The sequence below is a fragment of the Pseudomonas sp. GL-B-19 genome (assembly GCF_019956415.1).
In the GTDB taxonomy this organism is placed as follows: domain Bacteria; phylum Pseudomonadota; class Gammaproteobacteria; order Pseudomonadales; family Pseudomonadaceae; genus Aquipseudomonas.
This window is the reverse complement of the sequence record NZ_JAHBDK010000058.1, coordinates 1-18,857: the sequence shown is the minus strand read 5'-3', so window position 1 is coordinate 18,857 and position 18,857 is coordinate 1. Positions and strand designations below refer to the sequence as shown.

The 18,857-nt window shown below is 56.5% G+C and carries 17 protein-coding genes and 1 pseudogene; 7 read left to right on the top strand and 11 right to left on the bottom strand.

What is annotated here, in order from left to right; all coding sequences use genetic code 11:
• Positions 1-30 precede the first annotated feature (30 nt).
• From KGB06_RS22350 to KGB06_RS22340, 3 genes are all read right to left on the bottom strand, one after another.
• Positions 31-1,005 carry a helix-turn-helix domain-containing protein gene (locus tag KGB06_RS22350; RefSeq protein WP_223519631.1) on the bottom strand — a complete coding sequence of 325 codons (975 nt, stop codon included), beginning with the start codon at positions 1,003-1,005 and terminating at the stop codon, positions 31-33.
• A gap of 84 nt (positions 1,006-1,089) precedes the next feature.
• Positions 1,090-2,445: a spinster family MFS transporter gene (locus KGB06_RS22345; protein ID WP_223519629.1), complete on the bottom strand. Its 1,356-nt coding sequence runs from the start codon at positions 2,443-2,445 to the stop codon at positions 1,090-1,092.
• Between the two features lie 258 nt (positions 2,446-2,703).
• Positions 2,704-3,954: an OprD family outer membrane porin gene (locus KGB06_RS22340; RefSeq protein ID WP_223519627.1), complete on the bottom strand. Its 1,251-nt coding sequence runs from the start codon at positions 3,952-3,954 to the stop codon at positions 2,704-2,706.
• A gap of 813 nt (positions 3,955-4,767) precedes the next feature.
• Here KGB06_RS22340 and KGB06_RS22335 point away from each other — a divergent pair.
• Positions 4,768-6,237, top strand: coding sequence for a sensor histidine kinase (locus tag KGB06_RS22335; RefSeq protein ID WP_223519625.1), 1,470 nt, complete (start codon positions 4,768-4,770; stop codon positions 6,235-6,237).
• Positions 6,238-6,313: 76 nt separating this feature from the next.
• Here KGB06_RS22335 and KGB06_RS22330 read toward each other — a convergent pair whose 3' ends face one another.
• Positions 6,314-7,057 (bottom strand): gamma-glutamylcyclotransferase, encoded by a 744-nt coding sequence (locus KGB06_RS22330; RefSeq protein WP_223519623.1) that lies wholly within the window; start codon positions 7,055-7,057, stop codon positions 6,314-6,316.
• A gap of 92 nt (positions 7,058-7,149) precedes the next feature.
• Between KGB06_RS22330 and KGB06_RS22325 the strand changes: the two are divergent.
• Positions 7,150-7,350: pseudogene (locus KGB06_RS22325) on the top strand (transporter); the annotation flags it as partial.
• Between the two features lie 44 nt (positions 7,351-7,394).
• Positions 7,395-8,072, top strand: coding sequence for a DUF3313 domain-containing protein (locus tag KGB06_RS22320; protein ID WP_223519621.1), 678 nt, complete (start codon positions 7,395-7,397; stop codon positions 8,070-8,072).
• A gap of 87 nt (positions 8,073-8,159) precedes the next feature.
• Here the strand turns inward: KGB06_RS22320 and KGB06_RS22315 are convergent, their stop codons facing one another.
• Positions 8,160-8,732, bottom strand: coding sequence for a DUF4157 domain-containing protein (locus KGB06_RS22315; protein WP_223519619.1), 573 nt, complete (start codon positions 8,730-8,732; stop codon positions 8,160-8,162).
• 179 nt (positions 8,733-8,911) lie between these two features.
• Between KGB06_RS22315 and KGB06_RS22310 the strand changes: the two genes are divergently transcribed.
• Positions 8,912-9,652, top strand: coding sequence for a Mut7-C ubiquitin/RNAse domain-containing protein (locus KGB06_RS22310; RefSeq protein WP_223519617.1), 741 nt, complete (start codon positions 8,912-8,914; stop codon positions 9,650-9,652).
• Positions 9,653-9,760: 108 nt separating this feature from the next.
• Here the strand turns inward: KGB06_RS22310 and KGB06_RS22305 are convergent, their stop codons facing one another.
• Complete coding sequence (locus KGB06_RS22305) at positions 9,761-10,246, bottom strand: DUF6130 family protein (protein ID WP_223519615.1); 486 nt, start codon at positions 10,244-10,246, stop codon at positions 9,761-9,763.
• Positions 10,247-10,313: 67 nt separating this feature from the next.
• Here KGB06_RS22305 and KGB06_RS22300 point away from each other — a divergent pair, with 67 nt between their 5' ends.
• Entirely contained in the window at positions 10,314-10,664 is a 351-nt protein-coding gene (locus KGB06_RS22300) for a DUF2200 domain-containing protein (RefSeq protein ID WP_223519613.1), read from the top strand.
• Positions 10,665-10,950: 286 nt separating this feature from the next.
• Here KGB06_RS22300 and KGB06_RS22295 read toward each other — a convergent pair whose 3' ends face one another.
• Positions 10,951-11,310, bottom strand: a complete 360-nt coding sequence (locus KGB06_RS22295; RefSeq protein ID WP_007949545.1) for a DUF6124 family protein — start codon at positions 11,308-11,310, stop codon at positions 10,951-10,953.
• Between the two features lie 952 nt (positions 11,311-12,262).
• On the opposite strand from KGB06_RS22295, the gene KGB06_RS22290 reads away from it, so the two are divergent.
• A complete protein-coding gene (locus tag KGB06_RS22290; RefSeq protein WP_223519611.1) occupies positions 12,263-13,069 on the top strand; it encodes a lytic transglycosylase domain-containing protein in 807 nt (268 codons plus the stop codon).
• A 493-nt stretch (positions 13,070-13,562) separates the two neighbouring features.
• On the opposite strand, the gene KGB06_RS22285 is transcribed toward KGB06_RS22290, so the two are convergent.
• The 4 genes from KGB06_RS22285 to KGB06_RS22270 all read right to left on the bottom strand — a co-directional run bounded on the left by KGB06_RS22285 (position 13,563) and on the right by KGB06_RS22270 (position 18,169).
• Positions 13,563-14,753 (bottom strand): cation:proton antiporter, encoded by a 1,191-nt coding sequence (locus tag KGB06_RS22285; RefSeq protein ID WP_223519609.1) that lies wholly within the window; start codon positions 14,751-14,753, stop codon positions 13,563-13,565.
• Positions 14,754-14,962: 209 nt separating this feature from the next.
• Complete coding sequence (locus KGB06_RS22280; RefSeq protein WP_223519648.1) at positions 14,963-16,414, bottom strand: DUF1254 domain-containing protein; 1,452 nt, start codon at positions 16,412-16,414, stop codon at positions 14,963-14,965.
• A gap of 649 nt (positions 16,415-17,063) precedes the next feature.
• On the bottom strand, positions 17,064-17,837 hold the full coding sequence (locus KGB06_RS22275) for an SDR family oxidoreductase (protein ID WP_223519608.1): 774 nt from the start codon (positions 17,835-17,837) through the stop codon (positions 17,064-17,066).
• Between the two features lie 5 nt (positions 17,838-17,842).
• On the bottom strand, positions 17,843-18,169 hold the full coding sequence (locus KGB06_RS22270; protein WP_223519606.1) for a nuclear transport factor 2 family protein: 327 nt from the start codon (positions 18,167-18,169) through the stop codon (positions 17,843-17,845).
• Between the two features lie 97 nt (positions 18,170-18,266).
• Here KGB06_RS22270 and KGB06_RS22265 point away from each other — a divergent pair, with 97 nt between their 5' ends.
• Positions 18,267-18,635, top strand: coding sequence for a winged helix-turn-helix transcriptional regulator (locus KGB06_RS22265; protein ID WP_223519604.1), 369 nt, complete (start codon positions 18,267-18,269; stop codon positions 18,633-18,635).
• Positions 18,636-18,857: the final 222 nt, after the last annotated feature.

The window sequence follows — 18,857 nt, the reverse complement described above, 5'->3', positions numbered from 1 at the left end:
CGCAGCCGACTGACGGATTACGCAGAAGTATTAATGCGCTTGCCGCCGTAGAGTGTCCGACGGCAAGCAGCCATAGCGTTGCCGATAGGCGCTGGAGAAATGCCCGAAGCTGTTGATGCCGTGACGCAACAGGATATCGGTGACGGTTTCGCCGTCCCTGCCCTGCTTCAGCGACTCGTGGATCACCGCCAGACGACGGTCACGGATGTACTCGACCGGTGCCTGCTGGAGAAACTGCTTGAAGCCGTTTTGCAAGGTGCGGACCGACACGCCACACAGCTCGCTCAGGGTCGCCAGACTGATCGGTTCGTCGAGGTGCTCCTCGATGTAGTCACGGGCCTTCTTCACGTGGTGCGGCAGCGGCGCGCGCGAATCGATCAAAAGATCCGCGGAGTAGTTATGCGGCAACTGTGTGAGCAGCAGTTGCATCAGGTATTCGGACAGGCCGCTGGCGATACGCGAACCGTCCACGCCGCTGCCGTAAAGCCGACAGATGTAGTCCAGGGTGTGATAGAGACTGACGACGCCGGCACCCAGATGGTCGACGCTGACATCGAAGATCACCGACTGCCGCAGGCCGCGGCCGAGCAGGTGTTGGAGTTGCGTCTCCAGGGCATCACGGTCGACGCGCAGGATCAGGTTGCGGCATTGGCCATCGGTAATGATGCGGCTTGTCGCGAACGGCGAGGAAATGCTCAGGTAGCCCGACTGCATCGCCGCGCTACGCCGCCCGTGGGCCACCTCGCACTGCCCCTGCAAGGTAATGCGAAACAGGTATTGATCGGCTATATCGCCGATGTTGATCTCCACTGGCGCGCCATAGCGCAAGTCGAGCAGCGCCGAAGCGCCGAAGAATACGCCGTTGAGCCGGGTATAAATGGGCTCGTCACGCAGTACGTTGAAGCTGTGCGGGCACAAGTAATGGCTGACCTTGTCCTTGATCTCGCGGTAATCGGCCGAGCTGAGCAGGCTGTGCCGTTCCAGCAGGTGTACGTAATTCAACATCAGTGGCTCTCCCGAACTGGAGCAAATTGGCCCCGCTCCGTTCAAACGGAGCGAGGCCAAGGTGCCGATCATGGACTATTTATGTCAAGCCTGGGTCGGGTACTCCCGAGCATAGCTTTCGCGGAAATGACGGCAACCACGCCATAAAAGAAGCACTGTCAACGCCGACGCGCCGGCGATCACCAGCGACATCGACGAGCCCACCGCCGCCGGCGAACCGAAGTAACGGTCGGTCAACAGCGCCACCAGCGTGGTCCCCAGGCCCAACCCCAGCAGATTGCTGATCAGCAGAAACACTGCCGAGACCTGCGCGCGCACCTGATTCGGCGCGAGGATCTGCATTGCCGCCGTGGACGCCGGCATCGGGAACGAGGCGAAGAACATCGCCGGTACCAGCAGGGTCACCGACAGCCACAGTTGATCGGCTTGGGGGAACAGCACGGCCGGCACCGCCATGCCGAGGGCACCGATGACTCCAGTGCGCATGGCGGCGTCCTGATGACCTTTCTTGGCCAAATAGTCGGTGAGCCATCCACCAAATAACACCCCAGCGGTGTTGGCCAGCAACAGCACGGTGCCGAGCATGTAGCCCGCCTCCATCGGCGACAGGCCGAACTTGCGGATATACAGCGCCGGGCTCCAGCTCATCATGCAGAAAAGGACCATGGCGTAAAACGAAAAGCCCAGGTAGTGGCAGGCGAAGGTGGCACGGTGGCGGCCGAGGAAGCGAAAGCCATCGCTCAGCGCGACCTTCTTGGCCCGCCCCTGCGCATCGACCTGCAGGCCTTTACGCGCCGGATTGCGTACGGTGAGCCAGATCAACAGGCCAACCAGGATGCCGGGCAGGCCGACAATGAAGAACGCCAGCTGCCAGGCCTTCATTGCGCCGAGAAAGGCGACCTCGATGGTGTTCATGTCCTTGAGCATCGCGATCACATAGCCACCGACCAGAAAGGCCAGACCGCCACCGACGAACGAGCCGATCGAGTAGATACCCACTGCGCGGCCGAGCTTCTCCTTGGGGAACATATCGCTGAACATCGAGTAGGCCGACGGCGACAGGGCCGCTTCGCCGACGCCGACACCGATGCGGGCGAGGAACATTTGCAGGAAGTTCTTGCTCAGGCCACAGGCGGCAGTCGCCAGGCTCCAGAACACCACACCGACGGCGATGATCTTCGGACGGGAGAAGCGGTCGGCCAGATAGGCGATGGGCATGCCCATGAACGCGTAGAACAACGAAAAGGCCAGCCCGTGCAACAAGCTGAACTGGGTATCACTGATCTGCAAGTCGGCTTTGATCGGCTCGATCATCAGCGCCAGGATCTGCCGATCCACAAATGAAAATATGTAGGCAAGCATGCACAGAGCCACCACATACCACTCGTAAATGTACGTTTTCTTCTTCTGCAGTACCGCATCATCGACTTGGATATTCACTAATGTTTGCTCCTCTTGGAATCCGCTCAAGCGCGCAGCGCGCCGGGTGACGGTGCGCAGGACACCGACTGGGTATTTGCGGGGCAGATGCCTGCCACCGGCAGGCGGATTGCCTGGGAGATGTAAAAAACGATGGGTTCGAACATGGTCAGGCCTCTTATTGTTATGGGGTAAAACACCCGCCTGGCTCCGTGGCGCCGGGAGGGTAATCGGCTCAGCGCGTTTTAGGCAAGGCGCAGTCGCGCCCTGCAACAGCGCTTACCAGAACTTCCAGGTGTAAGTCGTGGCGAAACGGAACTCGTTGTAGTCGTAGCCGTACTTCTGTTTTACGTCGATGTTGCGCAGGTCCAGCCCCAGGCCTTGCAGCGCCCCGCTTTGCACCACGTAGTTGAGCCCCAGATAGCGTTCGCTTTCCTGGTTGTCGCTCAGGTTGCCGCCGCGGTCCCAGTTGGTTCCCTTGTAGTAACGGGTGAAGAACTTCAGCCCCGGCATGCCCATCCCGGCAAAGTCATAGCTATAGCGCGCGCCCCAGGACTTTTCATCGGGACGGATAAATCCCACCGACCCCCAATGCACCAGGTAGGGTTGTGGGATAAAACCATTCATAGTTGGGAACACGCTGTCACCGAGCATGCGCTGGTAACTGAGGCCAAACATGTGTGCACCCTTGAGCAAGCTGAACAATGCGCCGTAGGCACGGTTGTCAATCTCACCGTCCAAAGCACTGCCAGCTTCATTGTTATTGAAGTAGCGCAAGTCGGTTTTAAGTTTGTAGCCATTGCCCAGATCAGCCATATGCATCAGGCCAAAATAGTGCTGCTGATAAATATCCTGCAAGACGCCATAGAAGTAACTGACTTGTAGGTTCTTGGTAATGTCGTAAGTTGCCCCGCCAAAGTCCAGGCCGTCACTGTCGAGATTGGCGGGGGTGCCAAATTTGTACAGTTTTGCGTGGTCAGAAGATTCCCGTGTAACGGCAGACCAGAAACGGCCGCCGGTCAACGTCAACCCATCGACTTCCTTGGACTCGACCACGGCCCCCTGGTAAATGGTGTCCAACTGCCGACTGGTGTCATCGAACGCCACCGGTAATTGCGGGCGAAGATCACCGACCTTCAACTCGGTCTTGCTGTAGCGCGTCTTGAAGGTCGCACCGGCGCGACTGTATTCAGGGGCCGTCTGCTGTTCGCTTACGCTGAACGGCAGCGAACCGTCGTTACCCGAGGAATCCAGGCGCACGGCGTATTGCGCATCCACATCCAGGCCGATTGCCAGGGCCGTATCGGTGTAACCGGAGGTGAACTGCGCATCGAAACCCTGAGACCAACTATGCACTTCAGACACAGGCGCATTGGTATTGGTGTAATTGCGGTGCAGGTAGAAGTTACGTGTATCCACTTTGAAGTGACTGTCATCAACAACACCGGCATAGGCTGTCAAAGGCGAACAAATCATCCCCACCACGCTGGCAATACCAAGCCCACGGCGAGATTGCTTTACCTCATACATCTAACATCTCCACATCTGTATGTGCTTGAGCACTGTATTTATAGGAGCAGAATCAAACCAAGAACTAAAACGGCGGCAGCCGAACACCGAGCCTTATTAAATCCGCCAGGGTGCTCATCAGAGCAAACGTTCACGCGCGCAGTGCGTCGCTCGAGGGTGCACAGGTTGGCGACTGGGAAGTTGCGTGGCAGATACCAGCCACACTCAGGCGAATTGCATGGGAGATGTATTGGACGTTGGGTTTGAACATTGTCAGGCCTCTTATTGTTATGGGGCAAAACGCCAGGCGAGCTCAATGGAACAGGCCGCTACGACGACACGCCTCTTGGCTAAGCAAGGTAAGTGAGTAGACGCCGCGTCGGTATTGAGATGAACAGCATCCGCAGGGGGGAAATCTTCAACCCGGCTAAAGTTTTCCCTTAGTCGACTCAGAAGCGGAACGGGGTGTGCATCGAGAGGAAGTCCTTCGTAACACGCAGCAATCGGCCATACGCTGGCACTGACCAGCGTCGCTCTCACCCCAAAACAGCTAACTGGTTTCTATAGACGCCCCTGACATCACCCTTCGCAGGGGGATTGTCCCCAGAGTTGGTTCTATTTCCCCAGGAATGCGTTTTCTTTCGCGCTGACGAATGCCTGGAAACCACCATTTGTTCCGTCTCAGGCACTAAACAGAACGATTACTGCCTGCCTTACCCTACGTTATGTACGTCTGAGGTTTTTGGCACAGAGAATGCTGGGTATTCATCCAGAACTCATTGAGTTGTTCAAGCTGCTACAACCGGACGTGCAGCATGAATAAGGACACTCCCCATGCAGCCAAATTCAGCTTTTTTCAGACGCCTTGATCGGGGAGCGGCCGACTCAATTTCGCCGACAAAACCACCCAACCTCCTGCGATGGTTTTCGATCATCAGCTTCATCCTGATCAGCGCGATAGCCATCGGGCTGGGGTCAGTGTCGACCCGTTTCCTGGTCATCGAAAGCCTGGAGCGCGACGCACTGTTGTCAGCGCAATTTATCCAGACCATCGCTCAGGGTGAGATACGTCACCACGAGTTGGCCGGGATGCGGATGGGCGACGTTTTGGCGGCCACCCAAAATGGGGTGCTGTCGGAAGAAATGTCGCTGAACAGGCACCGTGCCCGCTCCGAGTTCCTCGACCACCTTTCGTACCTCCCGGACTCACTCCTGATTAGCATCTACTCCCCTCTTCGGACAGTGATGTGGTCGACCAATCCGCAGCTTATCGGACAAACAATTCTGAACGACGAACCACTTGAAGCGGCATTCAACTCGAAAGGCCGAATTTCCACCAAATACAGCAACGCTGATGAACGCCGTCCCGAACAACAATTTTTGCTCGCTCCCAAAATGTTCTTCATCGAGAGCTACATCCCCTTGGTAGATGATCTGGGGAATACTCTGGCAGTGGTGGAAATTTACAAGGAACCGGTCGATCTAATCGAACGGCTCAATCGTGGCCACTGGATAATCTGGCTGTCTACGGCGGCCGGCGGTCTGCTCCTTTACGTCGGGCTGTATTGGATTGTTCGACGGGCCTCGATTCAGCTGGCGTCACAGGAAGCCCAACTCGTCGCCAACAAGACCTACGTGGGCTTGGTCGAAATGTCCACGGCGGTCGCTCATAGTCTGCGCAATCCACTTGCCTGCATCCGCTCCAGCGCAGAGTTGGCGAGTGAAATGGACGGCCAACCCTCCAAGAAGAATATCGACGATATAGTCAACCAAGTGGATCGGATGTCGCAGTGGGTGCACGAATTGCTGCTGTGCTTGCGACCGATCCGTGGAGAGGCAGAACTGGTGGAACCGATGATTGTGGTACACGCCACTCTGGCCGGCTTCAGCGCGCAATTGGCTCAGTCAAGAATCCAGGTCGAGTTCAAGAATGAGCCCGCCCTCCGGATCATCAGTAATCCACTTTTGCTTTCTCAAATTCTCAATAGCGTCATTGCCAATGCAATAGAGGCAATGCAGGGCGGGGGAAAATTATCCATCCAGGCTTATGTGGATGAAACCCATCAATGGCTGCATCTCATCATTGGTGACACCGGGAATGGAACGTCACGGCAACAAGAAATGATGGCGTTCAAAACCTTCTACACCACTAAGCAAGGCAGGCTAGGCATAGGGCTGATTATGGTGAAGCAGATCATGGAAAGTTTTGGTGGAGAAGCCCGTCTGACCCACCATGAACAACAGGGAACATCCGTACGCTTGAGTTTCAGGATTGTAGAAAGAAGAGCCAGCGCGTTGCGCTAACCCTCGTCTTCGCGCAGCCGTTCTCGCCGATCCGTGGAGAGAGACGTAAGGTAAAAAAGAAAAAAAGTGGACGGATTTATTTTCCAAAAGCTGACGGAAAAATAAATTCGTCCCCTTTCTTTCCCAATAACTCTTCGATTTCCTGTGCGACCAGGCTTTGTATGCGCCACATATTACGGTCACGAATGCCATGCTCTTTCAGCATTGTCACGGTCCGGAATAGATATTGGGCTGCCGAGCCCCAGTGCCCGGCTGCGCGAGCCAACACATGTGCAACCTTTTCCATTGGCAACTTGCCTGCATAGGCCATTCCGTCGCGAGCTGCGACAAAGGCTAATGCACGCAATATCCCAGTCTCGGTTTTAACCGAAATCCAGCGCGGAACATTGGTTGGTGGGTTTGCGTCAATTTCCCGGAACATTAACAGTCCCAGTTGTTTGAAGTGATCTTGCGCTGGAAGCCGGTATGCCAACCCGTTGCAGCTTCCGCCGCGGTCGAGGGCCAACATTAGGGCTGGCAACTCGCGGGTGCCGCGCCAGCGAGTAAGTTTCAGGCAGAACGACCGATGCCACCCATAGGCGGTGGCGCCGCGGCTCTCCAAAAATTCAAACTCCGGATTCCATATCAGTGAGCCATAAGCAAAGACCCAAAGATCTTCCGGTTTGTATTCACGTAAAAGCGCCTCCACCATCGCGTCAAACTCTGCTTTGGTGTGTTCGGTCGTGCCCGGTTCGGGTCCAGGATCGGGCTCAAACCGCTCAACACAAGCGACGAGTTCCGCTGTCAGGTTTTGCCCTTTGAATCGCGTCGTTTTTTTCATCGTTCATACCGGGCTCTCACGGCTGATCAACCGGAAAGTCTAGCACCAAGTGCTGAATCCACAGTCGAATGCTGTCCTTCGTAACAGGCAGCATCGGCCAAACCTGGCGCATCGCCACAGGAGCCACCTATGCTCTGGGTAAGGACACCGACATCAACGTCAGTTGGGCTATGGTTTGGCTCGGCGACATGCCGGTGGAGCAGACCAAGCCCACAACGGGCAATCAACTCTGCAGTCAGTTCGACAACGCCTGGATTCAAGCCGTGACTGGAAACATGACTTGGCGTTTCTGATTTTCTGTTGACGGAACCCGACTTAATCGTGGAGTGAAGCCACTATGACCTTGGCCCATAAGTTGTTTGTCGGCGTCGCACTGGCCAGCCTGGTACTCGGCGGTTGCACCTCCCAAGTCACTGAGCGCGAGCAGTACTCCGGTTTCTTGTCCAACTACAACAATCTGGAAGAAGTGACCACCGCCACGGGTGAGAAGGCAATGCGCTGGGTGAGCCCGTCGTGGAACCCGAATGCTTATGACACCATCGCGTTCAGAACGCTGGAGTTTTACCCCGCGCCGAAACCCAATGAGCAGGTCAATCAGCAGACTCTGGCCGACTTGCAGTACTACATGTCCAGGAAGGCCAAAAGCGTGCTGGGCCAAAAATACCGGAGGGCGTCTAGCGCGGCCGCTGCACCGGCCGGGTCACACACTCTGATCCTGCGTGCGGCAATCACTGGCGTCAGCGCTTCGAACGAAGGCATGAAGTGGTATGAAATTATGCCGATCGCGGCCGTTGTCGGAGCGACACAGGCAGCCACCGGTCACCGGGATCAAGACACTAATCTGTTCATCGAAGCCGAGTTCATTGACGCTAGAACCAATCAGACCGTAGTCAAAGTGGTGCGCAAGATATTTGGCACCCAGCTAGAGAACGACAAGCAGTCAATCACCACCAAGGACTTTAAAGCCGCTATCGACAAACTGAATACCGATCTCTGGACGTTCATCCACAGTTGACCGTTACAGAACTTTCCGTTTTTCACCCTCCTCTGGGAATATGGGAAAAAAGGGGATCTATTTTTCCGTCACCTTTTTTACAGTCAGTCACTCCCGCACCACCCGTCTGACCTCAGCCTGTATGGCATAAGCCGGCGCCTCCACAGCATTGAAATCTTGTGTATAGCGCCGGGCAAATCCTTCTACCCCCCATTCCTGATACTGCTGCACATGCTTTAATTCGTGAGCCCAGAGCATGACGTTCTCTTCTGCGGATTGAGCATCCCGGAAGAGGATGATGTCGATCAGCGTCACGGCGCCGATATCGGGGTTTTGCAGCATGGCAGTGGCGGCGCTGAATTGGCCGTTGTCGCTGACTTTGTAGCGCGCGGTATCGAGGACGCTGGGGTCGTACCAGCGCAGCAGTTGCTCCCGGATGTGCGGTGGAATGGGTTGGATGCCGGCGTTGGCTGCTTCAGCGCGGGCTTGGGTCAACCACAGCGCCAGGGCAGGTGCCGCGAGCTGGTAGACACCCTCAAGCTGTCCCCCGGCTGGGAGGCAGATGCAGCTGTCCAGGCATACTCGTGTCTCGCCAGCTGGGCAGGCGTCGGTCTGGGCTGGCACTTCAAAGGTCAGGCAAAGAACAAACAGCGCCACCAGGCGCGTGGTGATGGGCGGCATTGGGCGCTCCAAGGACGGACACAGCGCGGACAGTGGGTCACCATTGATCGACGACCCGCATGGCTTTAGCGTAGTCCCGAACCAAGCGCCCCGAGATAATCGCAGGAAGCGACAGACCACCTTCCCACTCAATCCCCATTTTAGGCGCTCAACTTGCAGCCCTGCCTATACTGTTCAACATGACCAGTGCAACCTTTCGCTTCTACGAGGAGCTCAACGATTTCCTGCCGGCCGAACGGCGGCGGCAGTCCTTCACCTGCAAGTGCGCGCAAGGGGCGACGGTCAAGCACATGATCGAAGCGCTCGGGATACCGCACACCGAGGTCGAACTGGTGCTGCTCAACGGCGAGTCGGTGGGCTTCGAGCGGGTGATCTTCGACAGTGACCGGCTGGCGGTGTATCCCAAGTTCGAAGCGCTGGACATCAGCCCGCTGCTGAAGGTTCGTATGCAACCTTTGCGGGTGCTGCGCTTCGTCGCGGATGCGCACCTTGGCGGGCTGGCCAGCCTGCTGCGCATGAGCGGCTTCGATACCCTCTACGACAATGGCTTCGAGGATAGCGAGATCGCCGAGATCGCTGCGCAGCAAGGACGCATCGTGCTAACCCGTGACCGCGAACTGCTCAAGCGGCGGATCATCAGCCACGGCTGTTACGTGCATGCCCTGAAACCGTCGCTGCAGCTGCGCGAATTGTATGAGCGCCTCGACCTGGCGCGCAGCGCGCGGCCATTCAGCCTGTGCCTTCATTGCAACCTGCCGCTGCACGAGATCAGCCCGGAACTGGCTCGGCCCCAGGTGCCGCCACGCATTGGCGCCCTCTATTCGCGCTTTCTGCGCTGCGACGCCTGCCAACGGATTTACTGGGAGGGTTCGCACTGGCGCGGCATGTGTGCATTGCTGGCACCTCTCCTGAACCGATAGCCAAGCGCATCGGGCCGGTTGAATCCACAGCCAAGAGCAGTCAGTCAGATGTGTCTAAGAAATCTGGGGCTACTCACACCACAGCAGTTAGCCATGAACACTCAACAGTCATGGTTTTACTGCGTGACTATCGTCAATGTGGGGGGCGTCCGTTGGTTTCTTCTCCGGAACGATAAAATTCACTATCGTACTGGTGAGAATTTTGTGAGTCGGGTCGGCCACTTCAAGAAGAACCTTATGCGTGCCGGGTTTGAGTCCAACCAAGATAATCGGGTCTTCACTGGTGTGCGCCCATGTCCCTTCCCTGTTGTCGACGGTCACGTGAAGGTGACCGAGGCGTGGTGATACATCAGCAGCCGTCTTGCCAAATACCGGCATGATCCTGGCGTGCTCTGTTCGATACTGGATAATGACAACACCACGGGCGAGCGGCTCGGCCAGCGGTGGATAGGCGATGAGCTTTGGCACCGCCTCAGATTCCAACGGGAGTATTGCCGGTGGGTGATTGATGTCTGCTTCCCCTTGACCGCACGCTGCCATGCAAAAAAAGACACTCAAAGTAAGGGCCGACAGATTTCTGAGAGCGAGGGGCATGGTGTTTTTCTCCCGCGTGACTTAACTCAAGGCTAGATCAAACCGAGCCGCACCAGGAGAAACGCAGATGTCCGGACATCGAATCTTCTCGACACCCTTTGCGGCGGTTTATCCAATGTACGTAGCGAAAGCCAAGCGCAAGGGGCGTACACAAGAGGAAGTAGACCGCGTCATTTGCTGGCTCACGGGCTACGACCAGGCGGGGCTATTGCATCAGCTCACGCTGAAGGTCGACTTCGAAGCCTTCTTTGCTCAGGCGCCAGAGATGCATCCAAACAGCAACCTCATCAAAGGTGTGGTCTGCGGTATCCGTGTGGAGGATGTTGAAGATCCGCTGATGAAACGAATCCGCCAGTTGGACAAACTTGTGGATGAACTCGCCAAAGGCAAATCCATGGAAAAGGTGCTTCGGCAATGAAACTCGCGGTCAAGTTAGTGCGAGCCACCGCATCAGATGTTTTGTATTTCAAAGACCGGTGCCACCCTCGCGCTCCGAGCACAATCCGTAGCAGCTGGCGAAGCCTGCGTCCGGCTGCGTAGCAGTCGTGTCATCAGACGATGCGGTGCGTCAGGAAGACCGCAAACTCAGGCTTTACGACTGCTACGCAGCCGGACGCAGGCTCCGCCAGCTGCTACAGAAATTGCGTTAACGCAGAAATGGCTCAACTGATGAGGGAGCTTGCTCCCCCACCACAGAACAGCGGCTACACGGACGGCTCAACTTTATCCAGCACCCGGTTCGCCGTGATCTCCGCCACCATGATGCTGTTGGAAATGCCCAGCAAGGCATAGCGTGACTCACCTTCCAAATGATCCACCAACTGATGAACCATCACATCGACCGACGCCAGCGTCTCGACCAAAAAAACCGCCAGGGTTTCGGCAGTGGCCTCTGGGTCCACGGAAAACAGAGTACTGCGCGTTCGCTTGGTGGCTTTAATGTCGGCATTCGAGGGGAAGTGGAAGTTGAGGGCCCGTTCGGCGGCCTCGTTGAGCTTTTTTGAATCGGGTTCGTACGGGGACACTGGATCGGTGTCTGGTGGATTGGGTGTGACCTTGAACATATTAAAGTCTCCAACAATATGGAGCCGTCACCGAATCGCTGCTAAACGGAGGGTGGCAGCTGTGTGCAGGTTAGCAGACCGGCGGAGACGAATCCGGCGCGCCCGAGGGCGCCCTGCGCACAGCTACCATGAAGTGCAGGCATGAAATGACCTGACTGTCTGGATGCAGATGCGCTTCGTCACGACGGGCTGCTAAACCCGATCACTGATGGGCAGTGACACGAATCAAGTTACCGAGTGGCCCAAAAGCGCACAAGCCGGCGGATTCTGGCGTAGCCGTAGGCAATGGCACAAGGTTTTGTAGCTTTCAGGACGTAACCTTGAGGGTGTTTAAACGCGCGCCTTCAAGATCTGTTGAATAGGCTGACACGTGCTTCCTACAGGTGGTGAAAGCTGGAAGCATCCAAGAAGCCTCTGTCGAATTTATAGGGGTGACCGTCGCAATTGTGGTGGCAACGTGGTCTCTTGAATCAGTCGGCTATCGGCCGATTCTGTTGAAAAAGTCGGTCTGCCCAAACTGCCTGATCATTGACTGGTGAAAACGCCTTTTCTGCACGCTGCAACGTGAAATCCAAGTCCGGAAGCCTCTGCCAAAAGTAAAGATTTCAATCTCGGACGCGTACTTTTCTGATGCGTAAACCATGGCCGACTTTTTCAACAGAATCGGTCAGAAGGAGACATTCGTTTGCGTCGGGATGCCCCCTATCCAGCCGTCAGGCATTAAGCACTGTTGAGATGGTCGCGTATGAACTCGATGAACCGCTGGGTCTTCGCAGGAAGCAGCCGTGTTTCGGTCAGTGCGTAGCCCGTACGTCAACGCAAATTCCAAGGCCGGTTACAAGGGGTATAACTATCAGAACAAAAGGCGGGTCACCCAGAATAGGCCCTCCAAAGGCGGCGCCCGGGCCAGGCACCCCAGGCCTGATCGGCGCCTGCGACGCGGAGCGATGTGATGAGTTCCAGAGCATGGCGATGGGCTCGAAAGAGCCTTCTTGGCTGCATCGAGCTGGCCTTGCTGGTCGCGCCACTGTGCGCCAGCGCCATGTTCAAGTGCCAAGCCAGGGACGGAGCCATCAGCTACACCAGCCAAGCCATCGCCAGCGCCCGCTGCACTCGCCTGAATGGCATGGCGGGCGCCGGTGTCGGCGCCAAGGCAATGGCCCTGCCACGGGTTGTGCGGGACGACGACTCAGGCGCGGTGCGGATTCGGGTGTTCACCTTCATCCACAAGGGTATTCGTCAATATGTGAGCCGGCGCCCCGTCGGGATCTCCGCACGGGTCGATGTCCTTGAGCTCTATTACATCAAGGGCTGCTATCTGTGCATGGCGCCGAAGGATTTCAAGGTCGCCTCACTGAGCCTGGACACCCATTCCTATCGGCGGGAGATCGAAGCCGCTTCGGGTCATTATGGTGTCGACAGGGCGCTGGTCCGCGCAGTGATACATGCCGAATCGGCGTTTCGCCCCAACGCCATTTCCGAAGCCGGCGCCCAGGGGCTGATGCAGTTGATGCCCGCCACCGCCGAGCGCTTCGCCGTGGACGATCCGTTCGACGCACGACAGAACATTCGTGGCGGCGTGCGCTACCTGGCCTGGCTGCTCAAGCGCTTCAACGGCAACCAGGTGCTGGCGTTGGCAGGTTACAACGCCGGCGAAGCGTCCGTGGTCGAGTACAACGGGGTGCCTCCCTATGCCGAGACGCAATCCTACGTCACCCTCGTGCAGTCCTTGACCGAACGCTATCGCAACCATCGCTAGTACCGTAGGGCGCATAACCCGGAATAGGTAATACGCCGGCCCCTCCACGGCGGATAACGCTGGCGCGTTATCCGTCCTACGAAAGCAATCAGGTTCCGCGCTCGATCAATACGCTGGGCGGAGAATGGCTCAACCGAACTTCCACGCTCACCGGTAGCTATCGACCGATTCTGTTGAAAAAGTCGGTCTGCCCAAACTGCCTGATCATTGACTGGTGAAAACGCCTTTTCTGCACGCTGCTACGTGAAATCCGACTCCGGAAGCCTCTGCCAAAATTAAAGATTTCAATCTCGGACGCGTACTTTTCTGATGCGCAAACCATGGCCGACTTTTTCAACAGAATCGGCCGATTGCAGCCTGTCGCGACCGGCTGAAAACGACCCAATATAGATAGTCCATCCTGTGTAGATGACGGCTGATCAGCCGTTCGTTTGTAGTCATCATCACGTCACAACGCTAACACCCGCAAAAACTGTGGTGTTTCTGACAAACATCAATGATCACGACTGGCCAGCCGTGCAACCCATGGATTGGCACTCAGACCATGTAATAGCACGCTGAGTAAAACGGTACAGACAGCAGTAGCCACCAAGGTACGACTTGCTTGTAGAGGGTAGGGCAATATCATGACGGCGAAGACAATGCTGGCCAGACCTCGCGGGCCGAACCAACCGATGAAGAGGCGGGTTTCGAAATCGAAACGGGTTCCCACCAGACTGATCAGCACGGGCAGTATGCGAATCACGGTCAGGCTGAGCACCGAGTAAAGCCAGATGTTCAGGGTGAGACTGCTCCAGGCCCAAGGGATCACCAGTGCGCCAAATACGCCCCAGGTAATGACCGATAACAGGCTGGCGAACTCTTCGCTGGCCTTGAGCATCTGGTGCTTTTGCTCGGTAAATAGAAAACTAGCGAGCAACCCACCGACGAACGCGGCGATAAACCCGCTACCACCTAGTGTTTGCGCTGTGGCAAAGCACAGAGTGGCGAGCCCGGGCAGGGTCAACTGTGACCACATGGGCGTTTGCCAATGGTGATTTCCAGAGTAGCGCTGCAACCACCAGGCGATGAGAGTAAGGGTAATACCGATGAGTGCACCGATGCCCAGTTCCTCGATAACCAACTCTATTGCCAGTGAGATAGGGGACTGTGTCTGCTGTTCGACCAGCAATGCCAAAAACATAAGCAACACTGGAACGCAGATTCCATCATTCAACCCGCTCTCTACGTTTAACCCTTCACGTACGGACGCGGGAACCTTGGGATTGCTCACAACAGCTTTACCGAGCGCAGCATCAGTGGGAGCCAGAAGGGTTGCCAGTATTGCCAATTCCAACGGTGGGACCTGTGGGAACAGCCAGACGCCGACTAGCCAACCACCCGCTATGGTCAGTGGTAGCCCTATCATCAGCAAGCGCAGCGGAAGTCCTTCATTGGCCCGCAGGACCTTCAGGTTGGCGTTGGCCGCATCGCTGAACAGAACAATCGCCAGCGTCAGCTCAGCCAAGAACCTGAGGCCATCCCTGTCAATCCGGGGTTGCAGAATGCCCAGAAATGCCGGGCCGAGAATCAGACCGGCAAGCATGAACATAAGCGGGCCATTGAGCAGGCGTGACTCGAAGCGCCCCGCAAATATGCTGTAGATAAGGAGGAAGGCGGCAAGCAGCGCTAAGTTCTGATACATCGATGACCTGCCTGTTCAGGGTGAGCAAAAAAGAGCAAAAAAGGGGACAGATTTATTTTTCTGGAAAATAAATCCGTCCCCTTTCCTTTCAACTTTTTCAACAGAATCGGCCAATAGCAGCCCTTCATGATCGGCAGCTATTGGCAAAAAGGCAGCACAGGCCGACACCGACCTACGGCGAGTGTCGGCAATGGCTCACAAGAGTCGCACTACTTCGAGACCACCAGCGCCGGTGGCTGCCAGCTGCCGTCGCCAGCGGGAAGAATCGAAGGCGGTGCGGTCTTCGGCCAGTAGAGGCGCATTACCAGAAAGACCGTGTCGTCAGGCGCGGGCAACCAGTTTGCCTCCTTAGCCTTGCCGGGGGAGTCTTTCTGGATGTACAGCGTCAGTGAACCATCCGTGTTTTTCTTCATCGCCGACAGCATCGGCGAATTGATCAGGTAACGGTTGAGCGGATTCTTGATCAGCAGCTGGCTCTTGCCGTCGTACATGGTCACCGACCAGAAGGCATTGACTGGCGGCAGTTTGCCGGCCGGGAAAGTCAGCGTGTACTTGCGCTTGCTGGTATCCAGCGTCTGGCCGGTGCCGTCGGTGCGCGTGTTGGGATACATCGCCTCGACGGCGTCGTTGCCGTAGAGGCCGCCTTTCGCGGCACCAGCACGTTTCAGCCAGTCGGCCTTGTAGAACGTTTGGTCGCCGAAGTACGCGCCTACGCTCCAGCCGTTGATTATCTTCGTCCCGCTCGCGAGGAACTTGTCGACCTTCTCGTCACCGGCCTTCATCCCGAGCAGGACCACGGCCTTGTGCTCGAGCGAGAGGTCCTTAAATTCGAAGGTGCGACCGGGTCCCACCCCAATGCTCGCCAGCTTGGCCCGGATCTCCTGGTCGTCAGCCGATGGCGGCACATACTCCATCGCGGCCGACAGGTACTCGAAGAAGTTGGCCTTGATGCCTTCCGTCGTAGCCGGCACGAAATCAATCTTCGGCGCAGTGGGCGGCGCGGGTTGATGGAGGAAGGTGGACAGCGGCTGGACCTTGTAGCCCGCTTGCACCTTCTCGACATTCGGCATGTCCTTGGCATTGTAGAGCTGAGTCCGAATGGCGCTCACGGCGAAGGGAGTGGTCGAGGTGAAGACTTTTTTGATACCGGGAGGGGGCGCGCCTTTCCAATCGGGACCGACCACCATGTAGTCGCCCGCTTCGTTGCCGGTGGCACGGCTGCCGATGTAACCGTAGTTGTAAGTGTTGCCGTCGATCATCTGCACCGAGTAGTAACGCCGCTTGTCCACTGCCGGCACCGAGATCACCATCGGCTCCGCGCGCAGGTCCAGCCAGACAAACGAGTACGGGGTGTCGCTGTTCGGAGTGATGATGGCCGTGTCTTGGTAGGTGAAGACGCGAGGCTCGTTCTTGATCTGGTTGAACGGCGCCTTGTATTGCGGGCCGCCCTTGTCCACAGCATATTCGTTCATCACGGCGTAGTTCATGACCAGCGGTAAGCCGTAAATAAAGCCTTCCTCGGCGATTGCCTTAGTCTGCTCGAGACTCGGCGCGGGTACGCCCTTGGTCACATCCGTCTTGTCTGCCTGCGTGATCGGATCGTTCTTGCTCGCACACCCCGCAAAAAGCGTTGAACCCACTACGACGAGTGCCGCAGCCATTGTCCAGCACGGGTTAGACTTCCTGTTCATTTCCACCTCGTTAGTTTTGAGCAAGCTGGCACCGTGAGCGTTCATGGCCACGGTGAAATAATTTGAATGCCTGAAACCCTCCCGACTTTTTTCAGTAGTGCCAAGTCATGTTGGGGATCAGGGCTTCAATCCAGGCGTTGTCGAACTCGCCTGATACACGATTGCCAAACAAGGGTTTTTGCTGATCGACTGGCATGCCCCCACCCAGACTGCGACCCAACTGAAATTCAGGTCGGTCTCTTCACTTAGCGACTAAGTAAATCCTATAGCGAGGCGCCAACTCAAGCGCCCAAGGAGTGTAGATCACAATAAGCCAACATCCCGTGCGCAGTTAAAATCGTGCCCGTTATTTGTACGTCTTATCGCCACGATGAATACGAGATACAGATCAGATTCAGTTCCGTAACATTCACTCGCCGCCGTTACAGACCATTTGGCTTCGAGAACAAGGGTGGATCAGTCACAATGGCTGATGGTCGCTATCCGACCCATTGCGGACGCTCAGGCAATAGTAGACTGACTTATTTTTTCATTTTCAAGCGCCTTTCACTCATCAGGGCGGCAATAAGCTAGTACGGGGCACGCTCACAGCCACTCTTCATGCTGATGTAGGAATGCGTCACATTGTGGGAACCGTTCCACCATCAATCACATATTCAGTGCCAGTGATGACGCTCGCAAGCGGCGAGACGAGGAATGCGATGAGATCGGCGACTTCGCTTGGTCTAGCGGGGCGTCCGATCGGGATGCCTCCCAGTGAGCCCATCACTATTTGGCGGCCACCCTCATAATCTGTGTCGTTCTGCCTCGCGATTTCCTCCACAAAGGCGACTGAGGCCTTGGTCTCCACCCATCCCGGTGAAACCCTGACTACGCGAACACCCTTGGGACTGACCTCTTTGGAAAGACCCTTGCTGTAGTTCGAAAGCGCGGCCTTGGCGGCAGCGTATGCAAGTGTAGATTCAGGTAGCGGCAGCTGGCTCTGGATAGAAGTGACATGGATGATGACACCCGAACCCTGCTTGAGCAGCATGGGCAGTAGTGCTCGGTCGAGGCGAACTGCCGGGAGCAGGTTCAGTTCCAGAGCCCGTTGCCATTCCTGATCGTCGAGCATCGCATAGCCACCGGCGGGAGCCGATGATCCGCCAGCGACATGAACGATGATATCGAGCCCGCCGAGACGATCATGGACGGCATCAACGACGCTGGCACAACCCTCGGTGGTGCTGATGTCCGCCGCGACGAAGATGTCCTCGGGAATGTGCTCGGGACGTGAACGCGCAGCAGTCAGGACTTTTACACCAGCCTCGCGCAAGCGAAAGACAACGGCTTCACCAATACCCTTGGTCCCGCCGGTGACCAACGCCCGGTGGCCTTCAAGTCCCAGTGCCATGCTCGTCAGCGAATCTCCAGGGATACGATCTTGTCGTCGGCAAGTTCAACAGTGTAGGTGAGCTCGATCGGGCTACCAGGGAAGTTCCCGGTAAGCCGGGCAAGCAGGGTCACGATCTGTCCTTTCTGCGAGCTACTCAATGGCTCGATGCTGTATTGATACTTGGCCTGCGAAGCTTGCTTCCAGGCTTTGATGGCCTCCAGCCCATTGTACGTCTGGCCTTCGTCGCGCACGGTGGCGTCCTTGCTAAAGCAGCGCTCTAATATCTCGATGTCGGTATTTTTTTCGGCGGCAAGGTAGCTGGCGAGCGGTTCAGGCAATTCGATTTTCATGGCGCATTACCTCGCTGATGTGAGGATTGCTTCACCCACATACTCGCTATAGGGTTACCAAATGGCAAGAACGCACGAAAAAGTAAGTTAGGTAAATATGAGAGAGATTTATACACCGTCGACCGCGGCCTGCAGCGTAGAAGCAGTGCTCAGGCAACTCGAAGGACGCTGGAAGTTGGTGATCCTGTTCCACCTCTTCGGAGGCCAGGTGCAACGTTTTTCCGAGCTCGAAAAGCTGATCCCCGAGATATCCCAGAAGATGCTCGCCCAGCAGTTACGCCAGTTGGAAGCGGATGGCATCGTGCATCGCACCGCCTATCCGCAAGTACCACCTAAAGTGGAATATCGCATGACAGAGTGGGGCCAGGCGCTGTGTCCGGCACTAGATGCACTGTTGAGATGGGCGGAACTACGCGAGACGCTCAAACCAGAAGGTTGCTCCACACAGGATTCACAGCCCAGCTGAGAGGCAACTTTTGGCCGATTTCTGTCCTTCATATCAGGAAGCAATCGACCAGAAGCGCTCTGTTCGGGTTAGGCAGCTCCCGCCCTGAGCTGTCACTTGATTTGTCTACAAAACCTCATATGCGGTTTGCACAAAAAAGTAAAACCCGCCCTTCCCCACCACGGCATCTGGTCACCAAAAACAGGAACGGCCTATCGCTTTACTCCCCGCCCCATCCATACA

Excerpts from the sequence above, each read along its gene's own strand:
- KGB06_RS22350 (WP_223519631.1), bottom strand. The coding sequence starts at position 1,005 with ATGTTGAATTACGTACACCTGCTGGAACGGCACAGCCTGCTCAGCTCG.
- KGB06_RS22340 (WP_223519627.1), bottom strand. The coding sequence starts at position 3,954 with ATGTATGAGGTAAAGCAATCTCGCCGTGGGCTTGGTATTGCCAGCGTG.
- KGB06_RS22335 (WP_223519625.1), top strand. The coding sequence starts at position 4,768 with ATGCAGCCAAATTCAGCTTTTTTCAGACGCCTTGATCGGGGAGCGGCC.
- KGB06_RS22330 (WP_223519623.1), bottom strand. The coding sequence starts at position 7,057 with ATGAAAAAAACGACGCGATTCAAAGGGCAAAACCTGACAGCGGAACTC.
- KGB06_RS22320 (WP_223519621.1), top strand. The coding sequence starts at position 7,395 with ATGACCTTGGCCCATAAGTTGTTTGTCGGCGTCGCACTGGCCAGCCTG.
- KGB06_RS22315 (WP_223519619.1), bottom strand. The coding sequence starts at position 8,732 with ATGCCGCCCATCACCACGCGCCTGGTGGCGCTGTTTGTTCTTTGCCTG.
- KGB06_RS22310 (WP_223519617.1), top strand. The coding sequence starts at position 8,912 with ATGACCAGTGCAACCTTTCGCTTCTACGAGGAGCTCAACGATTTCCTG.
- KGB06_RS22305 (WP_223519615.1), bottom strand. The coding sequence starts at position 10,246 with ATGCCCCTCGCTCTCAGAAATCTGTCGGCCCTTACTTTGAGTGTCTTT.
- KGB06_RS22300 (WP_223519613.1), top strand. The coding sequence starts at position 10,314 with ATGTCCGGACATCGAATCTTCTCGACACCCTTTGCGGCGGTTTATCCA.
- KGB06_RS22295 (WP_007949545.1), bottom strand. The coding sequence starts at position 11,310 with ATGTTCAAGGTCACACCCAATCCACCAGACACCGATCCAGTGTCCCCG.
- KGB06_RS22290 (WP_223519611.1), top strand. The coding sequence starts at position 12,263 with ATGAGTTCCAGAGCATGGCGATGGGCTCGAAAGAGCCTTCTTGGCTGC.
- KGB06_RS22285 (WP_223519609.1), bottom strand. The coding sequence starts at position 14,753 with ATGTATCAGAACTTAGCGCTGCTTGCCGCCTTCCTCCTTATCTACAGC.
- KGB06_RS22280 (WP_223519648.1), bottom strand. The coding sequence starts at position 16,414 with ATGGCTGCGGCACTCGTCGTAGTGGGTTCAACGCTTTTTGCGGGGTGT.
- KGB06_RS22275 (WP_223519608.1), bottom strand. The coding sequence starts at position 17,837 with ATGGCACTGGGACTTGAAGGCCACCGGGCGTTGGTCACCGGCGGGACC.
- KGB06_RS22270 (WP_223519606.1), bottom strand. The coding sequence starts at position 18,169 with ATGAAAATCGAATTGCCTGAACCGCTCGCCAGCTACCTTGCCGCCGAA.
- KGB06_RS22265 (WP_223519604.1), top strand. The coding sequence starts at position 18,267 with ATGAGAGAGATTTATACACCGTCGACCGCGGCCTGCAGCGTAGAAGCA.